The 18,128-nt window shown below is 54.4% G+C and carries 16 protein-coding genes; 9 read left to right on the forward strand and 7 right to left on the reverse strand.

What is annotated here, in order from left to right; translation table 11 throughout:
- Positions 1 to 11: 11 nt before the first annotated feature.
- From PFH44_RS02020 to PFH44_RS02045, 6 genes are all read right to left on the reverse strand, one after another.
- Entirely contained in the window at positions 12 to 341 is a 330-nt protein-coding gene (locus PFH44_RS02020; RefSeq protein WP_283824160.1) for a cytochrome o ubiquinol oxidase subunit IV, read from the reverse strand.
- Entirely contained in the window at positions 341 to 952 is a 612-nt protein-coding gene (locus tag PFH44_RS02025; RefSeq protein ID WP_041144312.1) for a cytochrome o ubiquinol oxidase subunit III, read from the reverse strand. Before PFH44_RS02025 ends, PFH44_RS02020 begins: the two co-directional genes overlap by 1 nt.
- A complete protein-coding gene (gene cyoB, locus PFH44_RS02030; protein ID WP_045854214.1) occupies positions 942 to 2,933 on the reverse strand; it encodes a cytochrome o ubiquinol oxidase subunit I in 1,992 nt (663 codons plus the stop codon). The genes PFH44_RS02025 and cyoB overlap by 11 nt, the downstream gene beginning before the upstream one ends.
- Positions 2,934 to 2,952: 19 nt before the next feature.
- Positions 2,953 to 3,900: a cytochrome o ubiquinol oxidase subunit II gene (gene cyoA / locus PFH44_RS02035; RefSeq protein WP_045854215.1), complete on the reverse strand. Its 948-nt coding sequence runs from the start codon at positions 3,898 to 3,900 to the stop codon at positions 2,953 to 2,955.
- Between the two features lie 519 nt (positions 3,901 to 4,419).
- Positions 4,420 to 5,895, reverse strand: a complete 1,476-nt coding sequence (gene ampG / locus PFH44_RS02040) for a muropeptide MFS transporter AmpG (protein ID WP_283824161.1) — start codon at positions 5,893 to 5,895, stop codon at positions 4,420 to 4,422.
- A gap of 45 nt (positions 5,896 to 5,940) precedes the next feature.
- A complete protein-coding gene (locus tag PFH44_RS02045) occupies positions 5,941 to 6,519 on the reverse strand; it encodes a lipoprotein (RefSeq protein ID WP_045854217.1) in 579 nt (192 codons plus the stop codon).
- A 303-nt stretch (positions 6,520 to 6,822) separates the two neighbouring features.
- Between PFH44_RS02045 and bolA the strand changes: the two genes are divergently transcribed.
- The 9 genes from bolA (at position 6,823) to PFH44_RS02090 (ending at position 17,321) form a co-directional block, all read left to right on the forward strand.
- Entirely contained in the window at positions 6,823 to 7,140 is a 318-nt protein-coding gene (bolA, locus tag PFH44_RS02050; protein WP_041144317.1) for a transcriptional regulator BolA, read from the forward strand.
- Positions 7,141 to 7,484: 344 nt separating this feature from the next.
- Complete coding sequence (tig, locus tag PFH44_RS02055; RefSeq protein WP_041144318.1) at positions 7,485 to 8,783, forward strand: trigger factor; 1,299 nt, start codon at positions 7,485 to 7,487, stop codon at positions 8,781 to 8,783.
- 359 nt (positions 8,784 to 9,142) lie between these two features.
- Positions 9,143 to 9,766 (forward strand): ATP-dependent Clp endopeptidase proteolytic subunit ClpP, encoded by a 624-nt coding sequence (gene clpP / locus PFH44_RS02060; RefSeq protein ID WP_003021624.1) that lies wholly within the window; start codon positions 9,143 to 9,145, stop codon positions 9,764 to 9,766.
- A gap of 132 nt (positions 9,767 to 9,898) precedes the next feature.
- Positions 9,899 to 11,173, forward strand: coding sequence for an ATP-dependent protease ATP-binding subunit ClpX (gene clpX / locus PFH44_RS02065; RefSeq protein WP_045854218.1), 1,275 nt, complete (start codon positions 9,899 to 9,901; stop codon positions 11,171 to 11,173).
- A gap of 184 nt (positions 11,174 to 11,357) precedes the next feature.
- Positions 11,358 to 13,712, forward strand: coding sequence for an endopeptidase La (lon, locus tag PFH44_RS02070; protein WP_045854219.1), 2,355 nt, complete (start codon positions 11,358 to 11,360; stop codon positions 13,710 to 13,712).
- A 207-nt stretch (positions 13,713 to 13,919) separates the two neighbouring features.
- Complete coding sequence (gene hupB, locus PFH44_RS02075; protein ID WP_002444653.1) at positions 13,920 to 14,192, forward strand: nucleoid-associated protein HU-beta; 273 nt, start codon at positions 13,920 to 13,922, stop codon at positions 14,190 to 14,192.
- Between the two features lie 213 nt (positions 14,193 to 14,405).
- Positions 14,406 to 16,280, forward strand: a complete 1,875-nt coding sequence (gene ppiD / locus PFH44_RS02080) for a peptidylprolyl isomerase (protein WP_283824162.1) — start codon at positions 14,406 to 14,408, stop codon at positions 16,278 to 16,280.
- 148 nt (positions 16,281 to 16,428) lie between these two features.
- Entirely contained in the window at positions 16,429 to 16,812 is a 384-nt protein-coding gene (locus tag PFH44_RS02085; protein WP_283824163.1) for a ComEA family DNA-binding protein, read from the forward strand.
- Between the two features lie 110 nt (positions 16,813 to 16,922).
- Entirely contained in the window at positions 16,923 to 17,321 is a 399-nt protein-coding gene (locus PFH44_RS02090) for a YbgC/FadM family acyl-CoA thioesterase (protein WP_041144323.1), read from the forward strand.
- A gap of 99 nt (positions 17,322 to 17,420) precedes the next feature.
- On the opposite strand, the gene queC is transcribed toward PFH44_RS02090, so the two are convergent.
- The gene (queC, locus tag PFH44_RS02095; RefSeq protein WP_041144324.1) at positions 17,421 to 18,116 is read right to left on the reverse strand and encodes a 7-cyano-7-deazaguanine synthase QueC; all 696 of its coding nucleotides are present in this window, start codon (positions 18,114 to 18,116) and stop codon (positions 17,421 to 17,423) included.
- Positions 18,117 to 18,128 lie beyond the last annotated feature (12 nt).

Raw genomic sequence — 18,128 nt, forward strand, 5'->3', positions numbered from 1 at the left:
ACTCGCCGCTCTTAGTGCATCATCATGTTGTAGTTCAGGTTCCACATAATCCAGATGGAGCCGATAACAACGATAGCAATGATGATTACGGTGAAGATAAACGCGGTCAGGTTCCAACCTTCGTCAGATTTGCTGTTCATGTGCAGGAAGTACACCAGGTGTACCACGATCTGCACAATAGCAGTGACCAGGATAGTTCCCAGAATAGCCGCATGCGATGCGGAGCCACTCATAACCATAGCAAACGGAATGGCCGTCAGAATGATCGACAGGATAAACCCTGTCATGTAGCTCTTAACGCTGCCGTGAGAAGCGCCGTTATGATCGGTAGAATGACTCATTACATTGCCCCCATCAGATAAACAACAGAGAACACGCAGATCCACACCACGTCCAGGAAGTGCCAGAACAGGCTCAGGCACATGATACGGGTACGGTTAGTTGGCGTCAGGCCGCGACGCGAAACCTGGAACATCAGCACCGCCATCCAGATCAGACCGGAGGTGACGTGCAGACCGTGCGTGCCTACCAGCGCGAAGAACGCTGACAGGAAGCCGCTGCGATCCGGACCCATACCTTCAACAATCAGGTGATGGAATTCATAGAGTTCCATCGCGATGAACCCTGCCCCGAAGAGGAAGGTCAGCGCCAGCCAGGAAACGACCTGGCTCTTGTTGTTTTTGTACATGGCGATAGCCGCCATGCCGTAGGTGATGGAGCTGAACAGCAGCAGAGCAGTTTCAACCAGAACGAACGGCAGTTCGAAAATATCTTTACCGGTCGGGCCGCCCGCCGTGCCGTTCACCAGAACGGCATAGGTAGCGAACAGGGTGGCGAAGATAATGCAGTCGCTCATCAGGTAGATCCAGAAGCCGAATACCTTCATCGGCCCTGTATCGTGATGCCCGTGGTCGTGTCCGTGGGCGTTATGCGCAAGAGTATCAGTTGCCATTTTTCAGCCCCGCTTTGTTAATTTCATCGAAATGCTGACCTTCCAGTTTTTCGACTTCTGCAACAGGCACGTAGTAATCCACGTCTTCGTCAAAGCTCTTAATAATCCAGGTAACAACGATGCCGACAAAGCCAACAATCGCCATCCACCAGATATGCCAGATCATCGCGAAACCAAACACCGTAGCGAAGGCAGCAATAACGATGCCGGCGCCGCTGTTTTTCGGCATATGAATCTCTTCATAGCCTGCAGGTTTCTTGTACGCTTCGCCTTTTTCTTTCATTTCCCAGAACGCGTCGCGCTCGTGGACGTTCGGAACGATAGCAAAGTTATAGAACGGCGGAGGTGAAGAGGTTGCCCACTCCAGCGTACGGCCGCCCCACGGGTCACCGGTCAGGTCGCGGTTTTGCTCGCGATCGCGGATGGAGACGTAGAACTGAGTCAGCTGGCAGAGGATACCGCAAGCGATCAGCGCCGCGCCGCAGGCTGCAACAACCAGCATCGGGTGGAACTGCGGATCGATTTGCTGGCTCAGACGACGGGTCATCCCCATGAAGCCCAGCACGTACAGCGGCATAAACGCTACGAAGAAGCCGATGATCCAGAACCAGAACGCGCGTACGCCCCAGGTTTCGTTCAGCGTGAAGCCGAAGGCTTTTGGCCACCAGTAGGTCAGACCTGCGAAGCAGCCGAAGACCACGCCACCGATAATAACGTTATGGAAGTGGGCAATCAGGAACAGGCTGTTGTGCAGAACGAAGTCCGCGCCCGGAACCGCCAGCAGTACACCGGTCATGCCGCCTACGGAGAAGGTGACGATGAAGCCGATAGTCCACAGCATGGCAGAGTTCAGGACGATACGTCCCTGGTACATAGTGAACAGCCAGTTGAAGATCTTCACCCCGGTCGGGATGGCGATAATCATGGTTGTAATACCGAAGAAGGCGTTAACGTTCGCGCCGGCACCCATGGTGAAGAAGTGGTGCAGCCAAACGATGAACGACAGAACGGTAATACAAATGGTTGCCCATACCAGCGAGGTATAGCCGAACAGACGCTTACGCGAGAAGGTTGCCGCGATTTCGGAGAACACGCCGAATACGGGCAGAACCAGAATGTACACTTCCGGGTGACCCCAGGCCCAAATCAGGTTGATGTACATCATCATGTTGCCACCCATATCGTTGGTAAAGAAATGGGTGCCCAGGTAGCGGTCCAGGGTCAGCAGCGCGACGGTGACGGTCAGAATTGGGAAGGAAGCAATAATCAGGATGTTGGCGCACAGAGAAGCCCAGGCGAACACGGGCATCTTGAACATCGTCATGCCAGGGGCACGCATCTTGATAATGGTCACAAAGAAGTTAATACCGGTTAAGGTTGTCCCGATACCGGACAGCTGGAGAGCCCAGATCCAGTAATCGACCCCAACGCCCGGGCTGTACTCGATTCCCGATAGCGGCGGGTAGGCCAGCCAACCGGTCTGCGCGAACTCACCGACGCCCAGAGAGAGGTTAACCAGGATCACGCCAACAACGGTGAACCAGAAGCTCAGGTTGTTAAGGAACGGGAACGCCACGTCGCGCGCGCCGAGCTGCAGCGGAACAACGAGGTTCATCAGACCGATAACAAACGGCATCGCTACGAAGAAGATCATGATAACGCCGTGGGCGGTAAAGATCTGATCGTAGTGGTGAGGAGGCAGGAAGCCCGCATCCCCGGCCGAGGCCAGCACCTGCTGGCTACGCATCATGACGGCGTCAGCAAAGCCACGCAGCAGCATAACGATTGCTACGATGACGTACATGATACCGAGTCGTTTGTGGTCAACCGAAGTCAGCCACTCTTTCCATAGGTAGGACCACTTACCGAAGTAAGTGATTGCCGCCAGAAGCGCCAGTCCCCCGATGATGATTGCAGCTACCGTAATCACGATAATAGGTTCGTGATAGGGCACTGCATCCAGTGTTAGTTTTCCGAACATCGTTTTCTTCCTCGGTCCCTTAGTGAGCGGTTTCCGCGTGGCTCATGTCCATGCCTTCCATTCCTTCGTGCGCTGCGTGCTCGCCTTCAGGTTGGGACATGTCCATGCTCTTGCCGTGAGACATGAATTTGCCGATAACGTCTTTAAACAAATCTGGCTTCACGTTAGAGAAGTATTCCACTTTGTTGTATTCGCTAGGCGCAGCCACTTTTTCGAAGGCAGCCATGGAGTCCATGGTGTTCGAAGACTGTTTAACTTTCGCTACCCACTGATCGAAGGATGCACGATCCGGCGTGGCGAAAGCTTTGAACTTCATTCCTGAGAAGCCCGGGCCGCTGTAGCTGGCGGAGATACCGTCATAAGTACCAGTTTCGTTCGCGATGAGGTGCAGCTGAGTCTGCATCCCGGCCATTGCGTAAATCTGGCTGCCTAAACGTGGGATAAAGAACGAGTTCATCACGGAGTTAGAGGTCACTTTGAAGTGTACCGGTACGTTCGCCGGGAAGGCGATTTCGTTGACGGTAGCAATACCCTGTTCCGGATAAATAAAGAACCATTTCCAGTCCATCGAAACAACTTCGATGACGATCGGATTCTCTTCGTGAGCTAGCGGTTTGCTTGGCTCGAGTGCGTGAGTGGTTTTCCAGGTCAGAACGGCCAGGAACAGGATGATCAGGATAGGAACCGTCCAGACCACAGCTTCAACTTTGTTGGAGTGTGACCAGTTCGGGCTATACTTCGCATCTTTATTGCTCGCGCGATACTTCCAGGCAAATCCTACTGCCATTAAGACGGCGGGAATAACGACAATCATCATCAGGCCAAAGGCCGTCAGTATCAAAGAACGTTGCTCCAGTCCAATCTGTCCTTTTGGGTCAAGGAGCGCAGAATCACAACCACTGAGTAATACAGTACCTGCGATTAATGACATCCATCCCAAACTTTTATTGTATTTCCTAAGTCTCATTGAACGACCTCAATTCCACGGAATCTGGTGGCGCTTAAAGTGTGCGGGCATTTTACGGGAAGGTTGCATTACTGTAAACATGATTGGAGCTGTGTCAGTTCCGTGTTAGTGGGTTCTGCTTGCTTTGTCACATATGTAACCGAGTGTGACGCTGTCGCTTGCAAAGCCTGATTTGCGCTGGATCTATAACGAAAGGGATAAGAATGAAGTCGCTTATGGGGTAATGAGTATAACTATCGAGAAAATAGCACAACTAATTAACATTTAATTATCAAATAAAAGACATCGACGGCGAGAGGAAATAAACGCCCTTTGCTGAATCGTTTAAATTATTTAATGAATTGAATAAAAGTTGTCAATAATTTCCCAAAATGTAAAGCGCACAAAACAACAAATGAAAAAAGGAAAATATAAAATCGTTAATAAGCCGTTATAATTACGTTTAGTGATTAAAACGACTTATTCCCACTGTCGGCAGTCGCGGGCCCAGGCGCGCTGGGCCCCGCAGAACGCGGCAACCTAAGCCAGCTCCGTTTTGCGCAGCGCCAGATAGTCCAGCAGGCTGCCGAGCAAAATGCCGCCAATGGCGGTCAGCGCCGCAATCTCCAGCAGGTCGGTTAAGAAGGAGAACGCGGTGTAATCGAGGGCGTTCAGCACCAGCAGCAGCAGCCAGACCGCCAGCATGGTGCAGCCGATAGCCAACACGATCAGGGCCAGGGAATAGGCCTGCCGATAATGCGTGCGCGGCATAAACGTCTCCGTGCGCTGGGTATGTTCCAGGGTGCGCCGACAGATAAGCAGCAGTACGATGCCAGGAACGGCCGCCACCACCGAGAAGAGATAAAACGTCGGCCAGCCGTGGGCTTCAACAAACCAGCCGGCAATCGGCCCGACGTACACGCGCCCGACGGCAGAGAGCGCCGACAGCAGCGCAAACTGGGTGGCGGAGAACGATTTATTGCACAGCGTCATCAATAGCGCGACAAACGCCGCGGTCCCCATCCCGCCGCACAGGTTTTCAAAAAATACCGCCGTGGCCATCGTGTAAATATGCTTATCGGTAATCGACAGCAGCCAGTAGCCGGCGTTGGAGACCCCCTGCAGCAGGCCGAAAATCAGCAGGGCGCGAAACAGGGTCAGGCGCTGCATCAATACGCCGCCGTAGAGAGCACCGACGATCGTGGCAAACAGCCCCAGCGTTTTATTCACCATCCCCACCTCACCGGCGTCAAAACCGACGCCGCGGATCAGAAAAGTGGTCGTCAGGCTCATCGCAAAAGCGTCGCCGAGCTTATAAAGGACGATTAACAGCAGGATCAGCCAGGCGTTGTTGCGGCCGAAGAAATCGCGAAGCGGTTCCGCGACGGCCTGCTCAAGGCTTTTCGGTACCGGGATCGCGTCGCTGGGCTCCGGCGCCAGCAGGGTGGCGATGATGCACGGAACCAGCAGCGCGGCCATCAGCCAGTACATGCCCTGCCAGCCCAGCCAGCGGTCGGCCAGCCACAGTGCCAGGCCGCCGGAAACCAGCATCCCCAGGCGGTAGCCCAGCACGCTAACCGCGGCGCCGGCTCCGCGCTCCTCGGCGGCCAGAATGTCGGTTTTCCACGCGTCGAAGACGATATCCTGCGATGCGGAACAGAAGGCAATCACCACCGCCAGCGCCGCCATCCAGCGCAGCTGCGTCGAGGGTTCAAGGAAGCCCATGGCCGCGATGGCGATAAGCAGCAGAAACTGCGTCGTCAGCAGCCAGCCGCGGCGCCTGCCGAGAAACGGCGGCGTGTAGCGGTCCATAACCGGTGACCACAGGAACTTGAAGACGTAGGCCTGGCCGACAAGCGAAAAGAAACCGATGGTTTTCAGATCGATATTCTCGACGGTCATCCACGCCTGCAGCGTGCCGGAGGTGAGGGCGAGAGGCAAACCGGAAGCAAAGCCAAGGATCAGCAAAATAGCTGATTTAGGCTGCTGAAAAATACGTAAGTAGTGACTGGACATGGGCCTGTAGCACGAACCCGACCGCCGGCCGGGTTCGTGATTTTATTAACGCGCGTTTTGCTTGATGAAGTCGTGGATGCTGGTGTCCTGCGCCATGTCGGCGATAGTGTCGGTCAGAACGCTGTTCACCGCATTGGCGATATTCTTATTGGTAGCCTGGAATGCGCCCTCCACGGAATAGCTGGCGCGGTAGTTTTTGGTCATCCTGGTGCCGTTCGCCGCGGTGGCGATGATGGCGATATCCGCCTTGGTGGCGATGTTGTAACGCACGTTGCCCTGGGAAACGTCGGCGTACAGTTTATTCACGATGATTTGCAGATCGACGGCGCCGTTCGGCCCAATCATATAGCCGCGGGCGGTCATCTGTTTCTCCAGCACTTCCTGCAGCAGGAAGCGGAGATCGCGGGAGGCGGTCAGGGTAACCTGCTGATTATCGCGGGTCACTTTGGCCAGGGCCTGGTCCGGACGCTGGTCGGCGCCGTTAATGCTGACGGTAACGCCCATCAGGCTCGGATCCTGCTGAGGCAGGGACATTTTCGGCGAGACATCAATAGTGGTCGGCGGTGTGGCGCATCCTGCCAGCATAAACATTGCGACCAGCGGGAAAAGAATTTTCTTAAACATGTTCAGGGGTCTCAAGGCATGGTGTTGTTATGAGGAAAATTGCCGTCATCATAACATCGCCAACGGCGAGGGGAAGTGGCAACGTATGTAAATTCATCTCGCAGTGCGTTTTCTGGCCGTCTTCCCATTTTTATGGCGATCCAGACGGAGATTACGACACGCAGAGCCAGTAAACTTGATACTTTTGAATGAAAATATCAGAGAAATGCTAATTTTTTGTTGTTTTCCGGTAATGGAAACGGTAAAAGCGGCTAACATTTAAAAGGAATGGCGGCATCTCAGCGTTGTCGGAGGAGAAAATTCATGATGATACGTGAACAGATCGAAGCAAAACTTAGGGCAGCGTTCGACCCCGTGTATCTCGAAGTCGTGGATGAAAGTTATCGCCACAATGTTCCCGCGGGCTCCGAAAGTCATTTTAAAGTGGTGCTGGTGAGCGATCGTTTCACCGGCGAGCGTTTTCTCAGCCGTCACCGTATGATTTACGGTACGTTGACCGAGGAGCTGTCTGGCCCCGTGCACGCGCTGGCGCTGCATACCTATACGATTAAAGAGTGGGAAGGACTCCAGGACACCGTCTTTGCCTCCCCTGCCTGTCGCGGGGCTGGAAGCATCGCGTAGAAATCCTATTTGCAACCGCCGGAGCTTTTCCAGTATGTTGCGTGAAGATTTATCAGAAAACGGCCTACGGGCCGTTTTATTTTGCCTGGAAAATGTGCGCTATGGACACTTTTACAGGTAAATTTGCACGAGAAATGTGAAAAATGCCGCAGCAGTGGGCGACAACCGTTCTCGACTCACAAAAGTGATGCCGCTATAATGCCGCGTCTTATATGAATGTCTTCGGGATGATTCTGACGACAGGGAATGTGTTTCTGAAGTGAAGAGGGCATCCCGGTTCTGCGAAGCAACCTACACGCGCTTCCAGAGTTGACCGAGCACTGTGATTTTTTTGAGGTAACAAGATGCAAGTTTCAGTTGAAACCACTCAGGGCCTTGGGCGCCGTGTAACGATTACTATCGCTGCTGACAGCATCGAGAATGCTGTCAAAAGCGAGCTGGTCAACGTAGCGAAAAAAGTTCGCATTGACGGCTTCCGCAAGGGTAAAGTGCCGATGAATGTTGTCGCTCAGCGTTATGGCGCATCCGTTCGCCAGGACGTGCTGGGTGACCTGATGAGCCGTCACTTCGTTGACGCGATCATCAAAGAGAAAATCAATCCGGCTGGCGCACCGAACTATGTTCCGGGCGAATACAAGCTGGGTGAAGACTTCACCTACGCGGTAGAATTCGAAGTTTATCCGGAAGTTGAGCTGCAGGGTCTGGACGCGATCGAAGTTGAAAAACCGGTTGTTGAAGTGACCGAAGCTGACGTCGACACCATGCTGGACACCCTGCGTAAGCAGCAGGCGAACTGGAAAGACAAAGACGGCGCTGTTGATGCAGAAGACCGCGTAACCATCGACTTCAGCGGTTCCGTTGACGGCGAAGAGTTCGAAGGCGGCAAAGCGTCTGACTTCGTACTGGCGATGGGCCAGGGTCGTATGATCCCGGGCTTTGAAGACGGTATCAAAGGCCACAAAGCTGGCGAAGAGTTCACTATCGAAGTGACCTTCCCGGAAGAGTACCACGCAGAAACTCTGAAAGGTAAAGCGGCTAAGTTCGTTATTAACCTGAAGAAAGTTGAAGAGCGTGAGCTGCCGGAACTGACTGCAGAATTCATCAAACGTTTCGGCGTTGAAGATGGTTCCGTAGAAGGTCTGCGCGCTGAAGTGCGTAAAAACATGGATCGCGAGCTGAAAGGCGCCGTGCGTAACCGCGTGAAGACTCAGGCTATCGAAGGTCTGGTGAAGGCTAACGAAATCGACGTTCCTGCGGCACTGATCGACAGCGAAATCGACGTTCTGCGTCGTCAGGCTGCTCAGCGCTTTGGTGGTAACGAAAACCAGGCTCTGGAACTGCCGCGTGAGCTGTTCGAAGAGCAGGCTAAACGCCGCGTTGTTGTTGGCCTGCTGCTGGGCGAAGTGATTCGTACCAACGAGCTGAAAGCTGACGAAGACCGCGTGAAAGGCCTGATCGAAGAGATGGCTTCTGCTTACGAAGATCCGACTGAAGTTGTTGAGTTCTACAGCAAAAACAACGAACTGATGGACAACATGCGTAACGTAGCTCTGGAAGAGCAGGCTGTTGAAGCGGTACTGGCGAAAGCTAAAGTTTCCGAGAAAGCGACCTCCTTCAGCGAGCTGATGAACCAGCAGGCGTAATTTCGCCCGGCGGTTTAAGGTTCGAGCAAAACCCGTTGCCGAGAGGCTGCGGGTTTTTTTTTAGAACAATGATGGCGTTAGGACGAGTGCGAAAAGCCGATTTCAGTGATAGCGTTACGACAAAAGATTGTTATGCTTGAATTATGGCGACAACGCCCCCATTACCGGGGAACGTAACTGCACGCGTGAAATCATGCATAATGACGAAGCGTGTCTGGCCGCCATCATTGAGGACGCAGGAATTCAGCTTAAGCAGCGGTAATTCGAATGATGACGGGCAGAAGACTCTGGCTGATAATCCGTCCATAAGGTTACAATCAGTGCAGCAGGTTTATTCAAAATTAATCCAGGAGACGGAAATGTCATACAGTGGCGAACGAGATAACTTTGCACCCCATATGGCCCTGGTGCCGATGGTCATTGAACAGACCTCGCGCGGTGAACGTTCTTTTGATATCTATTCCCGTCTGCTCAAGGAGCGCGTCATTTTTCTGACCGGCCAGGTGGAAGACCATATGGCGAACCTGATCGTGGCGCAGATGCTTTTTCTGGAAGCAGAAAACCCGGAAAAAGACATTTACCTGTACATTAACTCTCCAGGCGGGGTGATTACCGCCGGGATGTCGATTTATGACACCATGCAGTTCATCAAGCCTGACGTGAGCACCATTTGTATGGGCCAGGCGGCGTCCATGGGCGCATTCCTGCTGACCGCAGGGGCAAAAGGCAAGCGTTTCTGCCTGCCGAATTCCCGCGTGATGATCCACCAGCCGCTGGGCGGCTATCAGGGTCAGGCAACGGATATCGAAATTCACGCCCGTGAAATTCTGAAAGTGAAGGGGCGCATGAATGAACTGATGGCACACCATACGGGTCAATCCCTTGAGCAGATTGAGCGCGACACCGAGCGTGACCGCTTCCTGTCTGCATCAGAAGCGGTGGAATACGGCCTGGTCGATTCCATTTTGACCCATCGTAATTGATGCCCCTGGCGCAAGGGTGCCGCTATACTTGTCTGAAGTAGGGCGGCACAACGCTTACCAGCGGCTTGCGCCTGAGAATGGCATTTGCGTCGTCGTGTGCGGCACAAAGAACTTAATAAGAGGTTTGGACTCATGACAGATAAACGCAAAGATGGATCGGGCAAATTGTTGTATTGCTCTTTTTGCGGCAAAAGCCAGCATGAAGTGCGTAAGCTGATCGCCGGGCCATCCGTGTATATCTGCGACGAATGCGTTGATTTATGTAACGACATCATTCGCGAAGAGATTAAAGAAGTGGCGCCGCATCGCGAGCGCAGCGCGCTGCCGACTCCGCACGAGATTCGCCACCATCTTGACGATTACGTTATCGGCCAGGAACCGGCGAAAAAAGTGCTGGCAGTGGCGGTATACAACCACTACAAGCGCCTGCGCAATGGCGATACCAGCAACGGCGTAGAGCTGGGTAAAAGCAACATTCTGCTGATTGGGCCGACGGGCTCCGGTAAGACTCTGCTGGCGGAAACGCTGGCTCGCCTGCTGGATGTACCCTTCACCATGGCTGACGCCACCACCCTGACCGAAGCCGGTTATGTGGGTGAGGACGTCGAAAACATCATTCAGAAACTGCTGCAGAAATGCGACTACGACGTGCAGAAAGCGCAGCGCGGCATCGTTTATATCGATGAAATCGACAAAATTTCCCGTAAGTCGGATAACCCGTCGATTACCCGCGATGTTTCCGGTGAAGGCGTGCAGCAGGCGCTGCTGAAGCTTATCGAAGGCACCGTTGCCGCCGTTCCGCCTCAGGGCGGGCGCAAGCATCCGCAGCAGGAGTTCTTGCAGGTTGATACCTCCAAGATTCTGTTTATCTGCGGCGGTGCGTTTGCCGGCCTGGATAAAGTGATTTCTCATCGCGTAGAGACCGGTTCCGGAATTGGTTTCGGCGCGACGGTAAAAGCGAAATCCGACAAGGCCAGCGAAGGCGAGCTGCTCTCTCAGGTTGAGCCGGAAGATCTGATCAAGTTTGGTCTGATCCCCGAGTTTATCGGCCGTCTGCCGGTGGTGGCGACCCTCAATGAGCTGAGCGAAGACGCGCTGATTCAAATCCTGAAAGAGCCGAAAAACGCCCTGACCAAGCAGTATCAGGCGCTGTTCAATCTGGAAGGTGCTGAGCTGGAGTTCCGTGATGAAGCGCTGGACGCTATCGCCAAAAAAGCGATGGCGCGCAAAACCGGCGCCCGCGGCCTGCGTTCTATCGTAGAAGCGGCGCTGCTCGATACCATGTACGATCTTCCTTCAATGGAAGACGTCGAAAAAGTGGTCATCGACGCCTCGGTTATCGACGGACAAAGCAAGCCGCTGCTGATTTACGGGAAACCGGAAGCGCAGCAGGCGTCTGGTGAATAATTAGCCAACTCGCTCAAGCAGTTAACCAAAAAGGGGGGATTTTATCTCCCCTTTTGTTTTTCCTGCATTCCTGCCGTTGAATGTGTGGATTACATCCCCATATACTGGATTACATATTAACGGCGACGCGATCGAGATTCGTGCCGCCGGCTACCTGGCGGACTTTAAACTAAGAGAGAGCTCTATGAATCCTGAGCGTTCTGAACGCATTGAAATCCCCGTATTGCCGTTGCGCGATGTGGTGGTTTATCCGCACATGGTCATACCCCTGTTTGTAGGGCGGGAAAAATCTATCCGTTGTCTTGAAGCGGCTATGGACCATGATAAAAAAATCATGCTGGTTGCGCAGAAAGAAGCTTCAACGGATGAGCCGGGTGTAAATGATCTTTTCACCGTCGGGACCGTGGCGTCAATTTTACAGATGCTGAAGCTGCCTGATGGCACGGTAAAAGTGCTGGTTGAAGGCCTGCAGCGGGCGCGTATTTCCGCGTTATCCGACGACGGCGAGCATTTTTCAGCGAAAGCGGAGTACCTCGAATCGCCTGCTATTGAAGAGCGCGAGCAGGAAGTCCTGGTTCGCACGGCTATCGGTCAGTTTGAAGGCTACATCAAGCTGAACAAAAAAATCCCCCCGGAAGTGCTGACGTCGCTGAATAGCATCGACGATCCCGCGCGCCTGGCGGACACCATCGCGGCGCACATGCCGCTGAAGCTGGCGGACAAACAGTCCGTGCTGGAGATGTCAGACGTTAACGAACGTCTGGAGTATCTGATGGCGATGATGGAGTCAGAAATCGATCTGCTGCAGGTTGAGAAGCGTATTCGCAACCGCGTTAAAAAGCAGATGGAAAAGTCCCAGCGTGAGTACTATCTGAATGAGCAGATGAAGGCCATCCAGAAAGAGCTCGGCGAGATGGACGACGCCCCGGACGAAAACGAAGCGTTGAAGCGTAAAATCGACGCCGCGAAAATGCCGAAAGAGGCGAAAGAAAAAACCGAAGCGGAACTGCAAAAGCTGAAGATGATGTCGCCGATGTCGGCGGAAGCCACCGTCGTGCGCGGCTACATCGACTGGATGGTGCAGGTGCCGTGGAACGCCCGCAGCAAGGTTAAAAAGGATCTGCGCCAGGCGCAGGAGATCCTCGATACCGACCACTACGGTCTGGAACGCGTGAAGGATCGCATCCTTGAGTACCTCGCAGTGCAGAGCCGCGTGAACAAGCTCAAAGGGCCGATCCTGTGCCTGGTTGGGCCGCCTGGGGTGGGTAAAACCTCTCTGGGTCAATCCATCGCCAAAGCCACCGGACGTAAGTACGTGCGTATGGCGCTGGGCGGCGTGCGTGATGAAGCGGAAATCCGCGGTCACCGCCGGACCTACATCGGCTCAATGCCGGGTAAACTGATCCAGAAAATGGCGAAAGTGGGGGTTAAAAACCCGCTGTTCCTGCTCGATGAGATCGACAAAATGTCCTCCGACATGCGCGGCGATCCGGCGTCAGCTCTGCTGGAAGTGCTGGATCCTGAACAGAACGTGGCCTTTAACGACCACTATCTGGAAGTGGACTACGATCTGAGCGACGTGATGTTCGTGGCGACCTCTAACTCCATGAATATCCCGGCGCCGCTGCTGGACCGTATGGAAGTGATTCGTCTCTCCGGCTATACCGAAGATGAAAAGCTGAACATCGCGAAACAGCATCTGCTGTCGAAGCAAATCGAGCGTAACGCGCTGAAAAAAGGCGAGTTGACCGTTGAAGACAGCGCGATCGTCGGCATCATTCGCTATTACACCCGTGAAGCGGGCGTGCGTGGCCTGGAGCGTGAAATTTCCAAACTGTGCCGTAAGGCGGTCAAACAGCTGCTGCTGGATAAATCGCTTAAGCACATCACCATCAACGGCGATAACCTGCACGATTTCCTCGGCGTTCAGCGCTTTGACTACGGTCGTGCGGATAGCGAAAACCGCGTAGGTCAGGTGACCGGCCTGGCGTGGACGGAAGTGGGCGGCGATCTGCTGACCATCGAAACCGCCTGCGTTCCGGGTAAAGGCAAGCTTACCTACACCGGTTCGCTCGGTGAAGTGATGCAGGAGTCCATTCAGGCTGCGCTGACCGTGGTGCGTTCTCGTGCGGATAAGCTGGGTATTAACTCAGATTTCTACGAAAAACGTGATATCCACGTCCACGTACCGGAAGGGGCAACGCCGAAAGATGGCCCAAGCGCCGGTATTGCGATGTGTACCGCGCTGGTATCCTGTCTGACGGGCAATCCGGTACGCGCCGATGTCGCTATGACCGGGGAAATTACCCTGCGCGGCCAGGTGCTGCCAATCGGTGGTCTGAAGGAAAAACTGCTGGCGGCGCACCGCGGCGGCATTAAGACTGTTCTGATTCCTGACGAAAACAAGCGTGACCTTGAAGAAATTCCAGATAACGTTATCGCCGATTTGGATATCCATCCGGTGAAACGAATCGAAGAAGTTCTGGCACTTGCGCTGCAGAATGAGCCGTTCGGCATGCAGGTCGTCACGGCGAAATAGTGATTTCGCGCAAATTGCGCTAAGAAAAATAGGGCTGGTAAGTAAATTCGTGCTTGCCAGCCTTTTTTTGTGTAGCTAACTTAGATCGCTGGCAGGGGGTCATCTACAACTCTGTTGTAAGGGCATGACAGTCCTGATATAACTGCTGCGCGGTCGCACCACGAAGGATTCTGGTGCGATATAAATTATAAAGAGAGGAAGAGAACAGTGAATAAATCTCAACTGATTGACAAAATTGCTGCGGGTGCGGACATTTCTAAAGCTGCAGCCGGACGTGCGTTAGATGCTTTAATTGCTTCTGTTACTGAATCTCTGCAGGCTGGGGATGACGTTGCGCTGGTAGGTTTTGGTACTTTTGCTGTTAAAGAGCGTGCTGCCCGTACCGGTCGCAACCCGCAAACAGGTAAAGAAATTACTATTGCCGCTGCTAAAGTTCCGGGTTTCCGTGCTGGTAAAGCGCTGAAAGACGCGGTCAACTGATCGGCTTCCCGTCAGGGAATTTGACGAAGTACAAGGGCGCATCGAGAGATGTGCCTTTTTTATTTGTCCAGAAAGCGACTTTATGTGTGTTTGCGGACACTTGTGGGCTGACAATCACCCCATTTTGTTGTCAAAATAGGTCCTCACGCGCGGCGGCCATCACGTGCTATGCTGCGCGAGCTAAAGTCATCTACAGCGGAGCGTTGTTACACCATGATGGACAACCTACGCACGGCCGCCAACAGCGTCGTGCTCAAGATTATTTTCGGTATCATCATTGTCTCGTTCATTTTGACCGGGGTGAGTGGTTACCTGATTGGCGGCAGCAGCAATTATGCCGCGAAAGTTAATGACCAGGAAATTGGTCGCTCACAGTTTGAAAATGCCGTTGCCAGCGAACGTAATCGCATGCAGCAGCAGCTCGGCGACCAGTTCTCTGAACTGGCGGCCAACGAAAACTACATGAAAACCATGCGCCAGCAGGTGCTGAACCGCCTGATCGACGAATCGCTGCTTGACCAGTACGCGCGTGAGCTCGGCCTCAGCGTCAGCGATACCCAGGTGAAGCAGGCCATCTTCCAGACCCAGGCCTTCCAGTCTAACGGTAAATTTGATAACGAACGTTTTGGCGGCATCGTTAATCAGATGGGCATGACTACCGACCAGTACGCTCAGGCATTGCGCAACCAGCTGACGACTCAGCAGCTGATTAACGCCGTTGCCGGCACCGACTTCATGCTGCCGGGCGAATCCGACCAGCTGGCGGCGCTGGTTTCTCAGCAGCGCGTGGTGCGTGAAGCAACGATCGACGTCAACGCGCTGGCGGCGAAGCAGACGGTGACCGACGCGGAAGTTGAGGCCTACTATCAGCAGAATCAGGCGCGCTTCATGGCGCCGGAGCAGTTCCGCGTGAGCTACATCAAAATGGATGCAGCGAGCATGCAGGAGAACGCTTCTGACGCGGAAATTCAGTCCTGGTATGACCAGCATCAGGATCAGTTCACTCAGCCGCAGCGTAACCGCTACAGCGTGATTCAGACCAGGACCGAAGCTGACGCGCAGGCCGTGCTGGACGAACTGAAAAAAGGCGCCGATTTCGCGACGCTGGCGAAAGAAAAATCTACCGACATTATCTCTGCCCGCAACGGCGGCGATATGGGCTGGCTGGAAGATGCGGCAACGGTTCCCGAGCTGAAAGAGGCCGGGCTGAAAGAAAAAGGTCAGCTCTCCGGCGTGATCAAATCTTCCGTCGGTTTCCTGGTCGTGCGCCTGGTTGACGTTCAGCCTGCACAGGTTAAACCGCTGGCCGACGTTCGTGCGGATATCGCAGCGAAGGTGAAGCAGGAAAAAGCCCTCGATGCTTACTACGCGCTGCAGCAGAAGGTGAGCGATGCCGCCAGCAACGATAACGAATCTCTGGCCGGTGCAGCACAGGTTGCAGACGTTAAGGTTGTTGAAACCGGCTGGTTCGGACACGACAACCTGCCGGAGGAGCTGAACTTTAAGCCGGTCGCCGACGCTATCTTTAACGGTGGCCTGGTGGGCGAAAACGGCGCACCGGGCAGCAACTCCGATATCATCACCGTTGATGGCGATCGCGCCTTTGTTGTGCGCATCAGCGAGCATAAAGCGCAGGCCGTTAAGCCGCTGGCGGAAGTCAAAGCGCAGGTGACGGATATCGTTAAGCATACCAAAGCCGAGCAGCAGGCTAAGCTCGATGCGGACAAACTGCTGGCTGCCCTGAAAGACGGCAAAGGCGATGACGCGATGAAGGCCGCTGGCTTAAGCTTCGGCGCGGCGCAGACGCTGGCGCGTACCGGACAGGATCCGCTGAGCCAGGCCGCGTTTGCTCTGCCGCTGCCGCAGCAGGGTAAAGCAAGCTACGGCGTGGGCAGCGATGCGAACGGTAACGTGGTCCTGCTGGCTCTGGATGCCGTTAAAGCAGGCGACATGCCGGCTGAGCAGAAACAGGCCATGGTGCAGGGTATCACGCAAAACAATGCTCAGATTGCTTTCGAAGCGCTGATGAGCAGCCTGCGTAAATCAGCGAAAATTAAGCTCGGCGATATCGTCGATCAGCAGCAGTAATTTCGCGCATACTCGCAAAAGCAAGTAACGTAATGCAATCCCCAAAGGCCGCTTTCGCGGCCTTTTCCATTTCTGGCATTCGCCTTTTGTCCTCCTTTTCTCCGCTCGCTATCGTGGCTCTGCTGTCCACAAAAAAGGAGAACACAGCATGAAACCAAAAGTGAAAGCGATCGTTGTTGCCGCCGCATTACTTTGCGCTGCGGGAAGCCCTGTGGCGCTGGGGGCGCCTGCCGAGGGCAAGGCGCAGGTGGCGACAGGAAAGTCGTCGCTGTCGACAGGTAAGGAGAGCGCGCGGGCTAAAGCGCCCGACTCAGCCAAAGTGGGGGAGTCGGGGGCGACGAAGGTCAGCATCAATAGCGCCAGCGCGCAGGACCTGATGGAGGCGCTGAATGGCGTAGGCCTGAAGAAAGCGCAGGGGATTGTGAGCTATCGTGAAGAGTTTGGACCGTTTAAGACCATCGACGATCTCAAGCAGGTTCCCGGAATGGGTCATGCGCTGGTAGAGCGAAACCTGGCGCACCTCACCCTGTAATTTTGCGCCCGGGGCTTGCAGCAGCGTAAATTTTTGCCAGACTAAAGAGGTCACACAAGTGGTGTGACCTCTTACCTCATCAACGATAATAAGACAAAGGCACTTGCGCTATGCAGACACAAATAAAAGTTCGCGGCTATCACCTGGACGTTTATCAGCACGTTAATAATGCCCGCTACCTCGAGTTCCTCGAGGAGGCGCGCTGGGATGGCCTGGAAAACAGCGCGGCGTTCCACTGGATGACCGCCCGCAATATCGCCTTCGTGGTGGTGAACATCAATATTAACTATCGTCGTCCGGCGGTCCTTGGAGACGTGTTAACCGTCACCAGCCACCTGCAGCAGCTGAACGGCAAAAGCGGCACCTTAAGCCAGACGGTAACCCTCAATCCCGAAGGGGAAGTGGTCGCCGATGCGATGATTACCTTTGTCTGTATCGATTTGAAAACTCAGAAGGCGCTGCCGCTGGACGGTGAGCTGCGCGAGAAGCTCGAGCAGATGGAGCTGTAGCGGAAAGGGCTGGCGACCATATTTTCCGCCACGCCCCACCCATACCAGGGCACTTTCCCCGCGACGCGAAGCGCGGGCGGGGCAAGCGCCCGGCGATGCTTAGCGCAAGCCCGTTTTCTGCTTCATCAGGGCCATGATGCCGACCTTATCGGCCTGGTACTGATTCAGGCCGTTGGCGCGCAGGTTACAGGAGGCGCACTGCCCGCAGCCGTCACCCTTAATGCCGTTATAGCAGGTCAGGGTTTCGCTGCGAATCAGCTCCAGCTGGCCCCAGTAGTCGGCCAGCGCCCAGGTCTCAGCCTTGTTGAGCCACATCAGCGGCGTTTCAAAGCGGATATCTTTTGCCATACCCAGATTAACGGCATGGTTAAGGGCCTTCACGAACTCGTCCCGGCAGTCGGGATAGCCGGAGAAGTCGGTTTCGCAAACGCCGGTGATGATCGCCTCTGCCTTAACCTGATAGGCGTAGATCGCCGTCAGGGTTAAAAAGAGGATATTACGTCCGGGAACGAAGGTATTCGGAATACCGCTGGCGTCCGGTTCGTAGTCCGGAACCGGAATGCTATCGCGGGTCAGGCTGCTCACCGCAAGTTCGTTAAGCAGGGTGACGTCGAGCACCTTATGGGCCACGGCGCCCAGCTTTAGCGCCAGCTCGCGAGCGACGTCGATCTCTGCGCGGTGGCGCTGTCCATAGTCAAAAGTGACGCAGTGCACTTCATCATACTGTTTCAGAGCCTGCACCAGACAGGTCGTTGAATCTTGTCCTCCGCTGAAGACAACTACGGCGCGTTTCATGGTCATTCCTGG

Origin of the sequence: Klebsiella sp. Ech2A (assembly GCF_030078455.1) — a bacterium.
Classification (GTDB): domain Bacteria; phylum Pseudomonadota; class Gammaproteobacteria; order Enterobacterales; family Enterobacteriaceae; genus Klebsiella; species Klebsiella terrigena.

What these genes read in the sequence shown, in the direction of transcription:
- PFH44_RS02020 (WP_283824160.1), bottom strand. Translation starts at nt 341, where the DNA reads ATGAGTCATTCTACCGATCATAACGGCGCTTCTCACGGCAGCGTTAAG.
- PFH44_RS02025 (WP_041144312.1), bottom strand. Translation starts at nt 952, where the DNA reads ATGGCAACTGATACTCTTGCGCATAACGCCCACGGACACGACCACGGG.
- cyoB (WP_045854214.1), bottom strand. Translation starts at nt 2,933, where the DNA reads ATGTTCGGAAAACTAACACTGGATGCAGTGCCCTATCACGAACCTATT.
- cyoA (WP_045854215.1), bottom strand. Translation starts at nt 3,900, where the DNA reads ATGAGACTTAGGAAATACAATAAAAGTTTGGGATGGATGTCATTAATC.
- ampG (WP_283824161.1), bottom strand. Translation starts at nt 5,895, where the DNA reads ATGTCCAGTCACTACTTACGTATTTTTCAGCAGCCTAAATCAGCTATT.
- PFH44_RS02045 (WP_045854217.1), bottom strand. Translation starts at nt 6,519, where the DNA reads ATGTTTAAGAAAATTCTTTTCCCGCTGGTCGCAATGTTTATGCTGGCA.
- bolA (WP_041144317.1), top strand. Translation starts at nt 6,823, where the DNA reads ATGATGATACGTGAACAGATCGAAGCAAAACTTAGGGCAGCGTTCGAC.
- tig (WP_041144318.1), top strand. Translation starts at nt 7,485, where the DNA reads ATGCAAGTTTCAGTTGAAACCACTCAGGGCCTTGGGCGCCGTGTAACG.
- clpP (WP_003021624.1), top strand. Translation starts at nt 9,143, where the DNA reads ATGTCATACAGTGGCGAACGAGATAACTTTGCACCCCATATGGCCCTG.
- clpX (WP_045854218.1), top strand. Translation starts at nt 9,899, where the DNA reads ATGACAGATAAACGCAAAGATGGATCGGGCAAATTGTTGTATTGCTCT.
- lon (WP_045854219.1), top strand. Translation starts at nt 11,358, where the DNA reads ATGAATCCTGAGCGTTCTGAACGCATTGAAATCCCCGTATTGCCGTTG.
- ppiD (WP_283824162.1), top strand. Translation starts at nt 14,406, where the DNA reads ATGATGGACAACCTACGCACGGCCGCCAACAGCGTCGTGCTCAAGATT.
- PFH44_RS02085 (WP_283824163.1), top strand. Translation starts at nt 16,429, where the DNA reads ATGAAACCAAAAGTGAAAGCGATCGTTGTTGCCGCCGCATTACTTTGC.
- PFH44_RS02090 (WP_041144323.1), top strand. Translation starts at nt 16,923, where the DNA reads ATGCAGACACAAATAAAAGTTCGCGGCTATCACCTGGACGTTTATCAG.
- queC (WP_041144324.1), bottom strand. Translation starts at nt 18,116, where the DNA reads ATGAAACGCGCCGTAGTTGTCTTCAGCGGAGGACAAGATTCAACGACC.